The sequence below is a fragment of the Terrimonas pollutisoli genome (assembly GCF_029360765.1).
GTDB classification, from domain to species: Bacteria; Bacteroidota; Bacteroidia; order Chitinophagales; family Chitinophagaceae; genus Terrimonas_B; species Terrimonas_B pollutisoli.
On the sequence record NZ_JARKNA010000017.1, the window covers coordinates 62825 to 78066 of the forward strand.

Genomic DNA, 15242 nt, shown 5'->3' on the forward strand with positions numbered 1-15242 from the left:
TGGCGCATAAAAATGGAATTATTGAAAATGACTAAAATAAGTTTGACTAAGAACGTATTGCTGTCTTTCTTTTTGATCTTGTCGGGCCTGGCACAATTGCCAACCTATGCACAGGTTAATTTTAAAACCAGGCAATGGAGCCTTCAATTAGATGCTTCTGGTAAGCTGACCAGTATGAAGAGTACCAAGCTGCAGAAGGAATTCCTGGTGGCGGATAAAGCTACAGCATTGATGAGCATTAAAAAGGATGGAAAAATACTCGCATCCCAGGGCTGTGTGTGGAAGGCTAAAACTTCAGAGCTGGTTCTGACTTTTCCGCAGGTTGGGGTAGAAGCGAAAGTGAAAGTGCAACAACGGGAAAACTACATCAGCTTTGAATTAACTCAGCTGACACAGGCTGAAACGATTGATTTAATACTGTGGGGGCCATATCCCACCACGATAGCTGATACGGTGGGAGAAGTGGTAGGCGTTGTGCGCAACAAAGATTTTGCGATCTGCATCCAGTCCTTGAATTTAAAAACTCTGGGTGGCTATCCCAATGCGGAAAACGATATTGAGCCATCGTATGATGTGTTTGAAGGGGGCAATAAAGTAGACGTGAAGCAGGATGATATGCACAAACAATTGTTCCGCGGCGATGTGGCTCGTCCCACCGAATATGGTTCTGCACTCCAGGCATATTGCCGTAACCGCAACAAAGCCCGCGTCATTGAAAACTGGGGATATACATCTTACCTGGTACCTGCGTTCAGTGATGGAGGCGTATTGGGTAGTAAGATTGCTCTTTTCGGAGTGGTCAATGCCGATGTGCTGCCGGCAATTTCCCAGATAGAATTGAATGAAGGATTGCCACATCCTCTGCTTGATGGCGAATGGGGAAAGCAAGCTATCAGGGCCTCCGAATCCTATCTGATCATGGATTTTGGAGTTGATAATCTGCAGGAGGCGATGATGGTAACACATCAGGCAGGGCTTCGTTATCTCTATCATGGCGATCCCTTTGAAACCTGGGGTAATTTTAAACTGCGCAGCAAGGCGTTTCCGCAAAACTGGACCAGTATGAAACAGTGTGTGGAAATGGCCAGGGAGAAAGGATTGAGATTGGGTGTTCACACTTTATCCAACTTTATCACTACCAACGATCCCTATGTGACACCAATACCAGATGCCCGCCTGGCGAAAGTGGGTTATACAAGACTTAGTGCACCCATTGATGCAAACACAAAAGAAATCGGGATTGAAGAGCCTGTTTTTTTCAATCAGTTTCAAAACAATACACTCAAGGCTGTTATCATTGGAAATGAAATCATCCGGTATGGCGCCGTATCTGCATCGGCCCCCTGGAAACTGCTCGATTGCCAGCGTGGGGCCTTCGGCACGAACGCTGCTGCACATTTGAAAAATGATACGATCGGCAAACTGATGGATCATCCTTACAAAGTATTTCTAACCAATTATGCGTTGCAGGAAGAAATGGCAAAAACTATTGCGCGGCTCTTCAATGAAACGGGACTGATGCAGATTTCTTTCGACGGACTCGAAGGTTGCTGGTCTTCCGGTATGGGGCAATATGCCCGGCAGTTATTTACGAAAACATGGTACGATAACCTTAAACCTGAATTGAAAGGAAAGGTGATTAATGATGCCAGCAACCCGGGTCATTACTTCTGGCATATTTATACACGGATGAACTGGGGCGAACCCTGGTATGCCGGCTTTAGGGAAAGCCAGTTGCAATTGCGCCTAAAAAACCAACAGTTCTTCCGCCGCAACCTGATGCCTTCCATGCTGGGCTGGTTTAGCCTTCGTCCCGAAACCACGCCGGAAGATATCGAATGGATGTTGGCTTTGGGAGCCGGTTATAATGCAGGCTTTGGTTTGTCAACAAGCCTGGAAACATTGCGTAAACATGGAAAGAAGGACGAGATGCTGGCGCTGATAAAAATATGGGAAGAAGCCCGTATGAAGAATATATTCAGTGAAGCGCAAAAAGAACGCATGCGGAGCCTGAAGAATGAGTTTCACCTGGAGATGACCCGCGATGATGTTTATAAGCTAACACCGGTATACAATGCCTACTTCAAACATGCGCAGCAGTTGAAGCAGCCCGGCGAACCTGTGTTTTCGACCTTTACTTTTAATAATCCTGCGGCCGCCCAGCCTGCTGCTTTCATTATTACGCTGGCGGCAGGCAAAGAATTCGATCCGGATGTCAGTTTCGATCATATATCCATAGCCATCAACCAGCAGGACGAGTTGGTATTGCCCGTGAGTTTGAAAAGGAACCAGATTTTAAAATGTGATGGGAAATCAGTACAGCTATACAATAAACAGTGGGAGTTGCTGCAAACTGTTTCGATAAACAAGCCTTTACCCGGTTTAAGCAATGGCATGAACGAAATTATTTTTGATGGGAAATATTCAGGCGAAAACGGGGCTGATGTGAAACTGGAGATCCGTGCCACTGGCGAGCCGGAACTGATTCAGAAAAAACAATAAGGCATTATTTCAACAGTTCAGTTTTGCATTTTACCGTGTTGCGAAAAAGTTGGTAACAAATCAGGCCGGTGAAATGTTTGCTATAGAATAAATCATCGAAAGTATCAGAACGAAACTGGAAGCGTTAAGAACAAGCAAATAAACTGATGAAAAAACTAAAGTTTGCATTACTGTTGCTACTACTATGTGAAGCAACCAGTCTTATGCAGGTAACGGAAAAAGAATGACCTTGTGGTATACACAGCCTGCCAGCAAATGGGATGAAGAAGGCTTGCCCATTGGCAATGGCAGGATGGGAGCCATGATGATGAGTGGCGTCAAAACCGACAGCGTCCAGTTTAATGAAATAAGTCTTTGGTCGGGCGATAATAACTGGGATGGTAGTTACGATACCGGTGATCACCCAGCGACCTCAAATCTTTCGTGCCATATACGCTAAGTAGAAAATTATCGCAATATCTGGACTGGGATATCGCAAATTGTTTTTTTCCATGAATCGATTTAAACGATTCCATCTCCATGAATAACTTTCCAATGTCCCATCGTCACGCTTAAGATCTTTCAATCCTCTCAACATCGGGGATGTGACATCTTCAAATGTTTTTGAATTGTTTATCACAAACCCAGCTCCAGGGAGTCATTTTTTGTTAATGTATGACTCATGAAGTAATCACAGTTTTTGGGAGCGAAAGGAGCAATTTGACAAGGTCGTAAAATAAAGAAAGCCCGAAATCAAAGGGAGGGTTAAGTGCTTCGATCTTTCCGAAGCTGATGCAAAAACTATGCGTCGGGCACAACCACTTTGCGAAGTGGGTATTCGCATTGGTAACAGATCAATCACCCAATGCAAGCCGGATGCTCAATTAAGTTGTAAATTCTTGCCTTTGATCCTATCGCACCGATTAAAACAATTTAGCAAATCCATGCTATAATCCACAAAGTCTTATCAATTCGCTCACTTAGAACAGCATCTTCCATCGCAACCTCCACTACTTTTTGCAACATAGAAAAAAAGCAAAAATAAGAACGACAATTGAGTGCCTATCCCTTAAAATGGAATTTTAATATCACTTACTGCCAAATTGGAACTGGCCTGAGCAACCAATTTCTGTTTGTCATTAAAAACATCTGCTTTAATGTTGATAATGGATTTCCCTTTCTTAATTACTTGAGTGCGGACAACAACTATTTCACCTTCTTTAGCGGCAGTAAAAAAATCAACATTTAAATTAATACTTGGATAAAAGCATTCTAACCCTAAACAAAAAAAATTAATACCCATACATTCATCAATCATACCACAAATTACCCCACCATGAAGCATTCCGACAGGATTTGTCATTTCTTTTCTAACAGTAAACTCTAACTCAACCGATTTTTCATCTGCAGAAACAACCTTTCCATACAGCCAATGTCCATATGGCGACGGACTACCTGTAAATTGCTTCCCTATGAAATCCTGAACAAATTTCAATCTTTGGTTTTCCATGCTTATATTTTTGTTTTGTTCACATTTTTCAGAATTGTATTTTCAAGATTTTACCGAAACCCTGAGAAAAGTTAATCTGGATATATTTATGTTTTTAGCAACGACCCAAAAGAGAGATAGTTCCTGTTTTTTAATTGTTTGATTGTTTTTCTGCCTGTTCTTTCAGCCTTATTAACCAATCCTTAATATCTTTACGAACCTTATTAGGCGCAAAAATTTTCTCCATTTTTGTTTTAGGTCCATTTTGGGATTCGTTTGAAACAACTTTGCAGCCTTCTTCGGTTGGGATAATCATCCATGCATTGTAAACGGTCATTTTTTTATTATCGCTTTCGCCATACCAAGCTATATTATAAGGAGGATTGAATTCCTTTATAGTTGAAGTGAATTTACCTGCCGGATACCAAATAAAAACACTGGATGAATTAAGCTTGCCGTTAGGTGAATTTAGCAGCTCAATACCTTTAGCTTTTTTGTGCCATTCCGGCCATTTAGCAGCATGGATGAAAATATCCCAAACCACCTGGGGTGAAGCTTTAATGTCTATTTCGTTGTGTACAAAAAAATCAGCTTCAGATGGTTTATAGCCTTTTGGCCAGCTGATCTTATCGGAATAAGGTAAACTTGATTGAACTACTTTTTTGTGTGAATAACAAGAAGAAAGTAGCAATGACATACTAGTTAAGCTAACTAGTATAAATAATTTTGTTGTTTTCATCGTATTTATTGTTTTCATTTTTTTGATATTTCATTTATAACTTAATCATGATTTGACGCTTGCGAGATTCTTTTTGATCTTCATCATAATACTATCAGGGACAAAACTTGACAGTTTAGAATTAAACCAGTTTTGAAAGCCGACTACTTTTTTTCCTTTTCCATGTAAAAGATGTTTCACAGCTTGCGCTGCCACTACTTTGGGATGCATTGGTTTATTATTTTTATAATTATTTGTAGACTGCATTTTATCTGTAGTAAAGGCAGTATCTACCGTGCCCGGGTAAAGAGATGTAACTATAACTCCAGTGCCATCCAATTCGGCAGCAAGCGTTTCACTAAATGCCAATACAAAAGCTTTAGTAGCAGAATAAACGGTATAATATGGAAAAGGTAAAAATGCAAGCAATGATGATACATTCATAATTCTGCCAGACTTGCGGCTGACCATGTCTTTTGCAAAGAGCTTAGTAAGTGCTACCACACTGGAAATATTTATTTCAATCATTCTAAGTTCTTCTTCCAATGATGTTTCAATAAAATTGCCATAGTTACCTACCCCGGCATTATTTATCAAAGCGGTTACCAAATAATTTTCCTGTTGCACCGCTTTATAAAGGTCTATCGCCGCATATACGTCAGAGAGATCTGCAACGAAATACTGAACCAGGATGCCATACTTGTCTGTTAGTTCTGCTTGCATTTGCTGCAATTTAGTTTCGGTACGGGCAACCAATATCAGGTTCAATCTTTGGGCTGCTAATTGATTCGCCATTTCGTAACCGATTCCGGATGATGCACCGGTGAGTAATACATATTCTTTCATATAAAGTAAATTTTATGTGAGTAATAGATTTTTTATTTGCTTAAGTCGACTGTTCCTTTCATTTTTATTTATTTGGCTGTGCCTGGTGTTATATTATTCATTGTTAATACTTGGCGGAATCAATTTGTACATTACCGGTGTCACAATTCTGGCAAGTATTGTAGAGCTTATTAGTCCTCCAATTAACACAATTGCTAATGGCGCAATAAGTGGATTGGGGTTCCAGGCAAGAGGAATTAATCCGCAAATGGCGGTTATGGACGTAAGCACAACCGGCAAAAAGCGGGTTTCACCTGCTATATTAATTGCGTCATCAATGCTATGACCTTCGGTCCGCAACTGGTTGGTAAAATCAACGAGTAATAGCGAATTCTTGACTTGTATACCGGACAAACCGATGAAACCAATAATAGAAACCAAAGACATCGGATGGCCAGCAATCAATAGCATTACCACACCACCCAGAATTCCTAATGGAATAATGGACAGCACAATAATGATTCCCTTAAAGGTTTTAAATTGCAATAATAACACTCCAACAAAAAGGAATGCACTTAACAGAATAACTGAAAGAAAGTTTCCACCCAGTGTATCACCTTCCGATTCTGCTTCCCCGGATAGCTTATAATAGTAGCCTGGCGGCATTTTAAGTTTGTTCAGTTGCGGAACAATGTCCTTTAGTATATCGTTCGCATATACATTTTCTTTGGTTAAGGAGGTAACCTTTGCGAAACGGGATTTATTAAAATGATTTATGGTTGTAGGTGATGTTTCAAAAGAAATGGTTGCAATTTGACTAACCAATACAGGAACACCTTGTATATTATTTACATACAGGTTTTTGAATGCATCTAAATTTGAAAATTTATCTCTGGCAAGTGTTATGACAACATTGCGTGAATCGCCTCTGTCATCTATATAATCACCAACGGTTAATCCCGCTACCGCCATTCGAATTACTTTATCAATATCACTTGTAAGCACACCCAATGTGCGGGCTTTTTCTTTATTTATTTCTATTTTAACATCCGACTTGTAGGTGTTCAATTCGTTATTGATGTAAACAGTTCCTGGATGTTTGCGTAACAGATCTTCCACTTTAAAGGAAAGTTCACGCAACTTATTTGGGTCTTCACCAAACACTCTGACTACTATGTTGGCCTCTATAGGCGTACCTTGTTCAAAATCTTTTACTTCGATTTTGGCATATGGAAAATCTTTAAACCTTTGCCTTAGCCGCTTAATTAAATCTATTTTTGAGTCAGGACTAGCCTCATGATCCATCTGTACAAAAATCTGGGCAAAGTCGGGTTTAACATCCTGTTGATGTACGTTATAATATATCTGTGGGTTTCCTTTACCTACATTGCTTGTATAATATACAATCTCTTTGTGTTGCTTTAATTCATTTTCTACGAGTTTAGTCACACGATCACTTTCAGGAATATCAGCCTGCAAAGGCATTTTTATATTGACCAGGAACATTGGCTTTTCGGAGGTGGGAAAAAGTTTAAATCCCGCTTTTGTAAATAAGAAAAAAGCCAGAACGCTAAGTAGTAATGATATCCCAATGGTTGTTTTAGGCCATTTTAAAGCTCGTCGCATAATACCCCGATAAGAGTAAGTCAGGAACTTTTGCAGGTATTTAAGAAAAAAATTGCCTTCCCCATGTGTGTGCGTTTTCAATATCCGGCTTCCTATAAATGGAACAAGCGTCAAAGCCACGATCATTGATGCCAATACACTGGTTATAACAGCCATAGGTAAGCTGCGTATAAATTCACCAGCTGTATCCGGCAGGAAGGCGAGTGGTAAGAACGCAATTACTAAAGTGGCTGTACATCCTATTACTGCTATACCGATTTGTTTTGTGCCTTTTAGAATAGCATCCATTCGTGAATGTCCTTCCCTAAGCCATCGTTCTATATTTTCTACAACTACAATACTGTCATCCACCAACAATCCCAAAGCCACAACGAGTCCGACAATACTTAGTTGGTTCAATGAATACCCTAATAAATTCAATGCTATAAGCCCTAATGCTAAAGAAAGCGGAATAGAAATCATTACGATGAGTGATGCCCTGAATCCTAAAGGCAATAAGGTAATGACTACTAAAAGAATAGCTAAGGCAAAATCAAAACCCAGATGTCCCAAACGTTGTGAAACCATAGTAGCCTGGTCAAAAGTTTTGACAAGCCGGATAGTAGAAGGCAGTCCTTTGGAAAATTCCTCCAATACCGGAAGAAACTCCTCCTGCACATTCGCTATGTTGACATTTTCTTTCATTGCTGCCGTAACCAGTACACAGCGATGTCCATTTATACGGGTAATATGGTTGACCATTTCGTCTTTATAACTTACTTCAGCCACATCCTTCAGGTAGATAATTTTCCCACTGGCATTATAGATGACGGTATTGGCAACGTCTTCAATATTTTTAAACTTACCACTGGTCTTTACATTAAAAATCTTACTCTCAAGGTTGATGCTTCCTCCCGGAATGTCTGCCGCTTCACTTTGTAAACTGCCTGTAACTATGTTGAGCGGGATTTTCAGTTGAGCCAATTTATCCAATTGTACATCGATACGGATCTCCTGTTCCGGCATTCCGGAATATTTGACTTCTTTAAGATTTGTTATTTTCTCCAGTTGGGTTTTAAGTATATCAGCTTGATCTCTCAACAATTTACCGGAGGCATTATCCGAAACCAATGCAACCTGTAAAATTTTAACATCGGAAGAAGAAATCTTTTCTGTTTTGATCAGATAGATGTCTTTAGGAAGTTCACTGTTTTTTAAAGCATTTAATTCTGTAGATATCTCCTGGTATTTATTGTCTATATCAACACCATATTTGAATTTCACCTGGATCGCCGCAACACCATCCTCAACTGTGGTAAGTATTTTGTCAATGTTTTCCAGACCATAAATTTTGTTTTCAATGGGTTTTACCACTTGCTCTTCCATGTCTTTAGGACTTGTGCCTGGATATATGACAGTTATGAGATATTGCGGTGGATGTATAGTTGGGTCTTCCGAACGGGGCATTGTAAACAAGGTAAGCACACCAACTACTGCAAACAGCAGGAATATAACAAGCGTGAACTGATAGTTTTTAACGGCAAAGTTTGTAATTTTCATATCTGCTATTATTACCTGATGATTTTTATTGTAGATTTTTCGTTGAGATAGGCACTATTTGATATCACAATTTCTTTCACTCCGTCAAGTCCTTCTTTTAGATAAACCTGTTGATTGTCGAACCTTGAAATAGTTACCGGAATTTTCCTGACCTTATTGGCTCCGTCAGGTGCAAATACGAATGCCTTATTGCCATCCGCCTCTACCAAAGATCCATAGGGGATAACCTTGACATTTTCATCCTGGTTTGTAGATATTTCCGCTTTGCCAAACATACCTACCGCCGGTGTTATATCGCCTAATTTCAATTTCAATTCTATCTGAAAGGAGCCAAGTGTACGATCGGCTGTCTGCGACTTACGAAACACGAAAGCATCAATTTTTTTATCAGCATACCCATCCAGCGTCACTGTTGCCGTTTGCCCTGGATTAACAATAGCCCATTCACGGTCTGTTACGCCGACTTTAAGTAAGTAGTTATTATTTTGCTGAGTTTCGTTAATAGCAAGGACGGGCATTCCCGGTCCGATTACTTCCCCTTCACTGGCGATTTTCTGACTTACAAAACCATCAGAGGCCGCATATATTTTTGAATAATGAGCATTAAAGGCAACAGCCTCTTTTGCTTTGTGGGCAATATCCAGGGCGGTCTTTGTGTTTTGCAACTGCTCCAATGTAAAAACGCTGTCTTTGTAAAGATTAGCGGCTCGTTCATAATCACGCTGCGCTTTGTCTACATTTAAACCGGATTGTGCTAAGCCAGCGGAAATTTCAGTTGAATTGAGTGTAGCGAGCAACTGACCTTTTCGAAAGAACTGACCTTCCTCTACAAAAACACGGTTAATGACGCCACCTATTTTGAAAGAATATTTGGCTTCGCTTTCTGTGCTTACAAGGCCCGTCGCACTTATTTTTTTGGGTAATCCCAATGCAGATACAGCAGAAATCTTTACAGGGATAACATCTGATTCTCCCAATGAGTTTTTTGCTTTGTCTTCTTCCTTACAGGAATACAAAACTGATATTACCGCAATAACGCTGAACAATTGTATTTTTTTCATAATAGTTCGTTTTTTTATTTATTGAATAATGAAACTGGCATTTGCCCTTTCTATTTCAGTTGCTTTAATCCATGTATCAAACAGGGAGATATTTAGTTGCAGTTTTGCAGTTACAAGTTGATTTTGTGCATCCAATAGTTCTATAAAAAGCGCCTGACCTTCTTTATACAGGCGGAACATATCACTGTAATATTTTTGGGAAGAAACTACCTGGGATTGTGCCGCATTATATTCTGCAATGGCGGCCTTTAATAAATTAGCAGAGGTGGTTAGCTCTAATTTGAGTTGCTGTTCCACATAACTTGTTTGCGATCGCAGCACTTTCCCATCGGCTTCAGTCTGCTTGATTTTGTGTTTGTTTTTATTGCCGGAGAAAATATTCCACTCAAGCGATATACCCGCCAGGTAGTAGAATGATTTGTTGTTCACTTTAAAATCAAATGCTTGTGTGCCGAGGTCAACAAATGAATTTAGTTTTGGACGATTGTACGATTTAGCGAGGGCCGTAATGTTTTGATTGATGGCAAGAGCCTGCTTCAATTTTCCAAGTTCCTCCCTTTTGGCAACCGTGGTATCAGTTAAAAACAAATCAACAGGAACGGCGGTAATGCTGTCTGTGATTATCTCCGTGTTCAAATCAGTATTCAACAGGAAATTGAAATACACCCTCGCATTATTCTGTGTTTGCTTCGCAGATTCAAGCAGTGCGTTGTACTTGCTCACTTCATTATCGCTTCTTACAACTGCAGTCCGGTTTACTTTTTGATTATTAAATAGTGAAGTATTTACCCGTAGGTTTTCTTTTACAAGAGATAAAGCTGTTTGATAAATATCAACTGCTTCACCAGCCTGTAAATATTTGTAATAGGCTTGTTTTACCTCTTTTACCAATTCCCTTTTATACAGGCTTATCTCAATTTGCTGCAAGCCGTATTGCTGTTTTTTTATTTTACGGTTGTATTCAATTTCCGCATTCAGAATAGGGTATGTTGTTCTTATTTTGGCATCATAAAAATTGTTGGGGTTAAGCAATATGCTTTGGTTTTGCACCTGCGGAAAACTATTGGCGCCTGTCATTTGATTGAGCGTTTTGTAAACTGGATTCATTAAATCTCCCACAGGAATATCCACGGTGCGCCCACCACCTGCAATAGTGTAGGTAGCGTTAAATCCAACTGAGGGAAGGAATAATGATTTCGCCTCTTTTAACGCATACAAACTTTTAGTGAGCAAAAATTGCTGTTGCTTGATTGTTTCATTATTGTCTAATGCAGTTTTGATATAGGCATCTAAATTGGTTTGTGCGTATACCCCAATACCATTAAACAGCAGCAATGTGATAAAGACTTTTTTCATTTTAATATATTTTTTGAACGATAATATTTTATTGAACAATGTTCATTACATGTAAAAAAAATTTACTTTTTTTCTATAAATTTTAAAAACTCGTTAAACGCATCCGAAACGATAGTATCTGGCTTCTTTAAAAGAACTCCTTTTGTACGGGCCCGTGTTTCAAGACTACACATGCCATGCACACAGCTCCATATCAGGTATGAGAGCGGCTCCAGCTTATGTCCTTTAAAATACCCGGCACCAATACATTCCTTCACTGTGGTTTGCAATACTTCAAACGTTGCAGCGCCCTCATTCCATTCTTTTGCCTCTATGCCATCGAGAAACTCCATTGGTTCCTTTAAATTAAACATCAGGTCATATTTATCTGGATTGTCCATTGCAAACTGGATGTAAACCTTGCCCATGGCTTTTAACCGCTCCATTGGGTCTTTTACATTATGCAGCACTCTGAATTGTCCACCCAGTTCAGCAAAGCATTGTGTGTGCAAGGCATGAAGAATGGCATTCTTATCTTTAAAATAAACATATACGGTTCCGATACTGTAATCAATGGAATCAGCGATATTGCGGATAGTAGTCTGCGCTATACCTTTTTCCACAAACAACTTCATTGACGCTTTTAATATCAAAGCTTTCAGATCTTCCTTTTCCCTTGCCTTGCGTTCTGCACTACTCATGATGAATAATTAGAGTGCAAAGAAAATGAACAATGTTCATTTTTCAAAATAATTTTACCCCCGCTCCGAAGTCCAGCACATTTGGCCATGATATCCATTCAGTTATCACTATTTCTTCTAATAATTTTTTTGCGGTAGTTCAATCCCTAATCCTTTAGGGAATAAATGATTGGGAGTTAATGTATCTACTTAGGCTTCCAATTGATATGATATATCTTAACTGGGTAATCATCTATTATAAGTCTCTTTAGCAGTTTGTGTTGTTCCAGTTCTTTAAGTTTTTTGGCCAAAACTTTTGCGGTAATTGTGTTGAAGGAAAATGCGGGTAATTGAGCCTGATCTTTTTTGCCGTATACGCTAAGTAGAAAATTATCGCAAATATCTGGAGTAAGGCACCGAAAATTATTTTTTTTCCATGAATCGCTTTAGACGATTCCATCTCTATAAGTAACCTTCCAATGCCTCATCGGTACGGAGGGAGGAGATATTCTTTCAAGATTTCAAAATCGATGATGTGACAGCTACAAATGTTTTTGAATTGTTTATCATAACTCAAATAATAAAACATTATGTAAAACAATAGGAACTGCTTTTATTACAACTCGTTCTGTAGCTGGGCTTACCTTTTATTCCTTTACATAATGAATTTGTATGCATAAGAATTGTTATGTAAAGGTTTACATAAAAGTTCCAGCATGAAATGCTCGATCTTATTGAGGATTGCATTTTCCAGTTGTTTTGAATGGCTTCAATCTCGTAAAAGTTTCGCTCAGCTCATCATTAATCTTCAATAATTGAACGTAGTAGGACCAGGACAATTGTAATGAACTTCCCATTTTCCCAACCGCTGGTTGGGATTTCTTACTTCTGCCTGATTTCCCAATCGCCGGTTGGGAAATCTTGTCCTTATATGGCAAGTAAAACTTCCTCATCTATTCCAGATTGGAACGGGAATAGCCACTTCCGTATTCGGCGGTTAAATTAGCACTTAATTGAATTAAGGTTTTTCGGCATAGCCAGCTATTTCTTGTCCTTTTTGTTCATACTGCACAATCATTTTGCCTATTTAAAAGTGAGTATAGACGACAACACTGTTCACATTACGAACTATTATCGCTCTCGCTTCTTCAATTAAAGTTCTTATCGAGTCAAACAAGTTATTATTCACTTGCGCTTTTTCATCGTTAGTTTATAAAGGATTAGATTGCTTTTAATAATTTTTGCTTCAATTGCTCCATATCATTACTAACCTTGTTATCCAGGATCTTTGCATAAATCTGCGTTGTACGAAGATTTTTATGCCCTAACATTTTCCCAACCGTTTCAATAGGAACACCATTGGTTAATGTTACGGTAGTTGCAAAAGTGTGCCGGGCACAATGAAAGGTGAGTTCCTTATCGAATCCGCATATATCACGGATCTCCTTCAGATAGCTATTCAACCGTTGATTACTAAGTTTTGGAAGAAGAATCCCAGAACTAATAATTTGAGGTTGATCAGAATACTTTTCTAAAATCGATTTGGCTGTGGGCAATAAGGGAATTCTGGAAGCAGTATCAGTCTTTGTTCTTCTTGTGAAAATCCATTGCTCTCCATCAATGCCTATTGAAATATCTTTTGGGGTTAGCACCATGACATCACTATAAGAAAGCCCGTCGTAACAACTGAACAGAAATATATCACGAACCTGGTCTAACCGTTGAACCGGAAGATTCTTATCGCCAACAATTCCAATTCATCTTTAAGCAGAAAACTCCTATGCGTTTCTTTAGTTGTGATTTTATAAGAAGCCATTCATTAGCTACACATTGCCGGAGGACCTTTTTCAGTTTTTTAATATTGCACGTTGCTGAATTGTGTTGCAGTTGTTGAACTGCCTTTAAGTAAAACTCATAATCGGTAATAAACTTATGGTTGACTTCTGTGAGATAAACATCTTTTTTATTGAATTTGCACTCTATAAAATTTTTCAACGAACTGAGGGCTGATTTGAATTTCTTGAATGTTTCATGAGCGAATTCTAATCCCACCAGTTTTTCAAATTTGTCATTGTGATATTTATAAACTTCAATTAAACTGTGCTGCTTTTCTTCCGTTCTGTTGAGAATTTTAGATTTGACTTGTTCCGCAGATAACGGTTCGTTGCGTAAGGTATATTTCTTTTGAAAGGCAAAAATGTTACCCTGAATAGCATCCAGGTACGCATTAAGATTTTTCAACTCCTCTTTGTTTCCAGTAGCTCGTCCAACAGCTTGATTCCATTTTGACCCAGATTCGCAACTTCTTTGAACACTCCATTCCGCTCTTTTCCATTAATAGTAACCCGAACATAAATGGGTAAGGATTTTACATTGCATCTTTTCCCTTTTTTAAGAAAGAAAAGCACTTTGAAACTTTGGCTCATAAGAAATGACTTTAAACGGTTATAAAATTACCATTCATAGTGACGTTGAAAAGGCATGTTCAAATTCTGAATACCTGCTGGAAACGGGTTTCAGAAAAATTTGAGCGGGCAAATTTGAAAATGGTTTTGCCCGCTCGAATTACGCACCAGAACTCGGAGATTTTTGACAATCCAGGAAAAACAAAAAGCCCCGCAAATTCAATATTTGCAGGGCTTTTGATCGATTTGAAGCAATTTGGGTAGCCTAATCTGTGATCCCGCTGGGACTCGAACCCAGGGCCCCATCATTAAAAGTGATGTGCTCTACCAACTGAGCTACGAGATCAACCTGATGTTCAGACCGTTTATCTGAACGGGGTGCAAAAATACAGTCTCACACCTTTCGCACCAAAAATTTTTCAAATTATTCTGGTAATATTTTAACCAGATGTTGGTGATAGTGAAGAGCTTTTTTAAGAATGATCATTCTCAACTCCGGTATTGAGTCTTAGTGCTGATTATTTCAATGATGGGAAATTGAATTAGACCGGGCAATTAATCAAAATTGTTTTCCCAACCTTCGGTTTTTAACTTCTTTATTTTGTCAAGTACTTCTGCATTCAAAGAGTTTTTATAATCAACTACTGTGCGGGATATTTTGTCATCCGTTGTGCCGAGAATTTGTGCCGCTAATATGCCGGCATTCTTTGCTGCATTTAATGCAACGGTGGCAACGGGTACTCCATTCGGCATTTGTAAAATAGAAAGAACAGAATCCCATCCGTCAATAGAGTTGGATGACTTGATAGGAACGCCAATAACGGGTAAAGAAGTTATAGAAGCAACCATACCCGGCAAGTGTGCTGCGCCACCCGCACCGGCTATAATTACCTTTAATCCCCGGCCTTTTGCTTTTTGCGCATATTCTACCATGCGTAATGGTGTACGATGAGCCGATACAACTGTCACTTCGTGCGCAATGCCAAACTGTTTTAAGATTTCAGATGCAGCCTGCATGATGCTGAGATCGCTATCGCTGCCCATGATGATACCGACTTGTGGATTCATGCAGCAAAGAAAAGC

General features: G+C 39.2%; 13 protein-coding genes and 1 tRNA gene. 2 read left to right on the forward strand and 12 right to left on the reverse strand.

The window, feature by feature from the left end; translation table 11 throughout:
• The first annotated feature begins 27 nt into the window (after positions 1 to 27).
• Both P2W73_RS20895 and P2W73_RS20900 read left to right on the forward strand, forming a co-directional pair.
• Positions 28 to 2502, forward strand: a complete 2475-nt coding sequence (locus P2W73_RS20895) for a hypothetical protein (RefSeq protein WP_276504049.1) — start codon at positions 28 to 30, stop codon at positions 2500 to 2502.
• 223 nt (positions 2503 to 2725) lie between these two features.
• Positions 2726 to 2941 carry a glycoside hydrolase N-terminal domain-containing protein gene (locus P2W73_RS20900; RefSeq protein WP_276504050.1) on the forward strand — a complete coding sequence of 72 codons (216 nt, stop codon included), beginning with the start codon at positions 2726 to 2728 and terminating at the stop codon, positions 2939 to 2941.
• A gap of 609 nt (positions 2942 to 3550) precedes the next feature.
• Here P2W73_RS20900 and P2W73_RS20905 read toward each other — a convergent pair.
• The 12 genes from P2W73_RS20905 to purE form a co-directional block, all read right to left on the reverse strand.
• Positions 3551 to 3991: a PaaI family thioesterase gene (locus tag P2W73_RS20905; RefSeq protein WP_276504051.1), complete on the reverse strand. Its 441-nt coding sequence runs from the start codon at positions 3989 to 3991 to the stop codon at positions 3551 to 3553.
• 130 nt (positions 3992 to 4121) lie between these two features.
• Positions 4122 to 4727 carry an SRPBCC domain-containing protein gene (locus P2W73_RS20910; RefSeq protein WP_276504052.1) on the reverse strand — a complete coding sequence of 202 codons (606 nt, stop codon included), beginning with the start codon at positions 4725 to 4727 and terminating at the stop codon, positions 4122 to 4124.
• A 27-nt stretch (positions 4728 to 4754) separates the two neighbouring features.
• A complete protein-coding gene (locus P2W73_RS20915) occupies positions 4755 to 5534 on the reverse strand; it encodes an SDR family NAD(P)-dependent oxidoreductase (RefSeq protein WP_276504053.1) in 780 nt (259 codons plus the stop codon).
• Positions 5535 to 5627: 93 nt separating this feature from the next.
• Positions 5628 to 8678, reverse strand: a complete 3051-nt coding sequence (locus tag P2W73_RS20920) for an efflux RND transporter permease subunit (protein WP_276504054.1) — start codon at positions 8676 to 8678, stop codon at positions 5628 to 5630.
• An 11-nt stretch (positions 8679 to 8689) separates the two neighbouring features.
• Positions 8690 to 9739 carry an efflux RND transporter periplasmic adaptor subunit gene (locus P2W73_RS20925; RefSeq protein WP_276504055.1) on the reverse strand — a complete coding sequence of 350 codons (1050 nt, stop codon included), beginning with the start codon at positions 9737 to 9739 and terminating at the stop codon, positions 8690 to 8692.
• Between the two features lie 18 nt (positions 9740 to 9757).
• A complete protein-coding gene (locus P2W73_RS20930) occupies positions 9758 to 11095 on the reverse strand; it encodes a TolC family protein (protein WP_276504056.1) in 1338 nt (445 codons plus the stop codon).
• Between the two features lie 62 nt (positions 11096 to 11157).
• Positions 11158 to 11775: a TetR/AcrR family transcriptional regulator gene (locus P2W73_RS20935; RefSeq protein WP_276504057.1), complete on the reverse strand. Its 618-nt coding sequence runs from the start codon at positions 11773 to 11775 to the stop codon at positions 11158 to 11160.
• A gap of 185 nt (positions 11776 to 11960) precedes the next feature.
• Positions 11961 to 12155 carry a winged helix-turn-helix transcriptional regulator gene (locus tag P2W73_RS26545; RefSeq protein WP_369127534.1) on the reverse strand — a complete coding sequence of 65 codons (195 nt, stop codon included), beginning with the start codon at positions 12153 to 12155 and terminating at the stop codon, positions 11961 to 11963.
• 819 nt (positions 12156 to 12974) lie between these two features.
• A complete protein-coding gene (locus P2W73_RS20940; RefSeq protein WP_338116888.1) occupies positions 12975 to 13511 on the reverse strand; it encodes a site-specific integrase in 537 nt (178 codons plus the stop codon).
• The gene (locus P2W73_RS26550; protein ID WP_369127533.1) at positions 13492 to 13995 is read right to left on the reverse strand and encodes a phage integrase SAM-like domain-containing protein; all 504 of its coding nucleotides are present in this window, start codon (positions 13993 to 13995) and stop codon (positions 13492 to 13494) included. Before P2W73_RS26550 ends, P2W73_RS20940 begins: the two co-directional genes overlap by 20 nt.
• A 437-nt stretch (positions 13996 to 14432) precedes the next feature.
• Positions 14433 to 14505, reverse strand: a tRNA-Lys gene (locus tag P2W73_RS20945).
• 209 nt (positions 14506 to 14714) lie between these two features.
• A complete protein-coding gene (gene purE / locus P2W73_RS20950) occupies positions 14715 to 15227 on the reverse strand; it encodes a 5-(carboxyamino)imidazole ribonucleotide mutase (RefSeq protein ID WP_276504058.1) in 513 nt (170 codons plus the stop codon).
• Positions 15228 to 15242: the final 15 nt, after the last annotated feature.

Excerpts from the sequence above, each read along its gene's own strand:
- P2W73_RS20905 (WP_276504051.1), bottom strand. The coding sequence starts at position 3,991 with ATGGAAAACCAAAGATTGAAATTTGTTCAGGATTTCATAGGGAAGCAA.
- P2W73_RS20920 (WP_276504054.1), bottom strand. The coding sequence starts at position 8,678 with ATGAAAATTACAAACTTTGCCGTTAAAAACTATCAGTTCACGCTTGTT.
- P2W73_RS20930 (WP_276504056.1), bottom strand. The coding sequence starts at position 11,095 with ATGAAAAAAGTCTTTATCACATTGCTGCTGTTTAATGGTATTGGGGTA.
- P2W73_RS20935 (WP_276504057.1), bottom strand. The coding sequence starts at position 11,775 with ATGAGTAGTGCAGAACGCAAGGCAAGGGAAAAGGAAGATCTGAAAGCT.
- P2W73_RS20910 (WP_276504052.1), bottom strand. The coding sequence starts at position 4,727 with ATGAAAACAATAAATACGATGAAAACAACAAAATTATTTATACTAGTT.
- P2W73_RS20895 (WP_276504049.1), top strand. The coding sequence starts at position 28 with ATGACTAAAATAAGTTTGACTAAGAACGTATTGCTGTCTTTCTTTTTG.
- P2W73_RS20915 (WP_276504053.1), bottom strand. The coding sequence starts at position 5,534 with ATGAAAGAATATGTATTACTCACCGGTGCATCATCCGGAATCGGTTAC.
- purE (WP_276504058.1), bottom strand. The coding sequence starts at position 15,227 with ATGAATCCACAAGTCGGTATCATCATGGGCAGCGATAGCGATCTCAGC.
- P2W73_RS20900 (WP_276504050.1), top strand. The coding sequence starts at position 2,726 with ATGACCTTGTGGTATACACAGCCTGCCAGCAAATGGGATGAAGAAGGC.
- P2W73_RS20925 (WP_276504055.1), bottom strand. The coding sequence starts at position 9,739 with ATGAAAAAAATACAATTGTTCAGCGTTATTGCGGTAATATCAGTTTTG.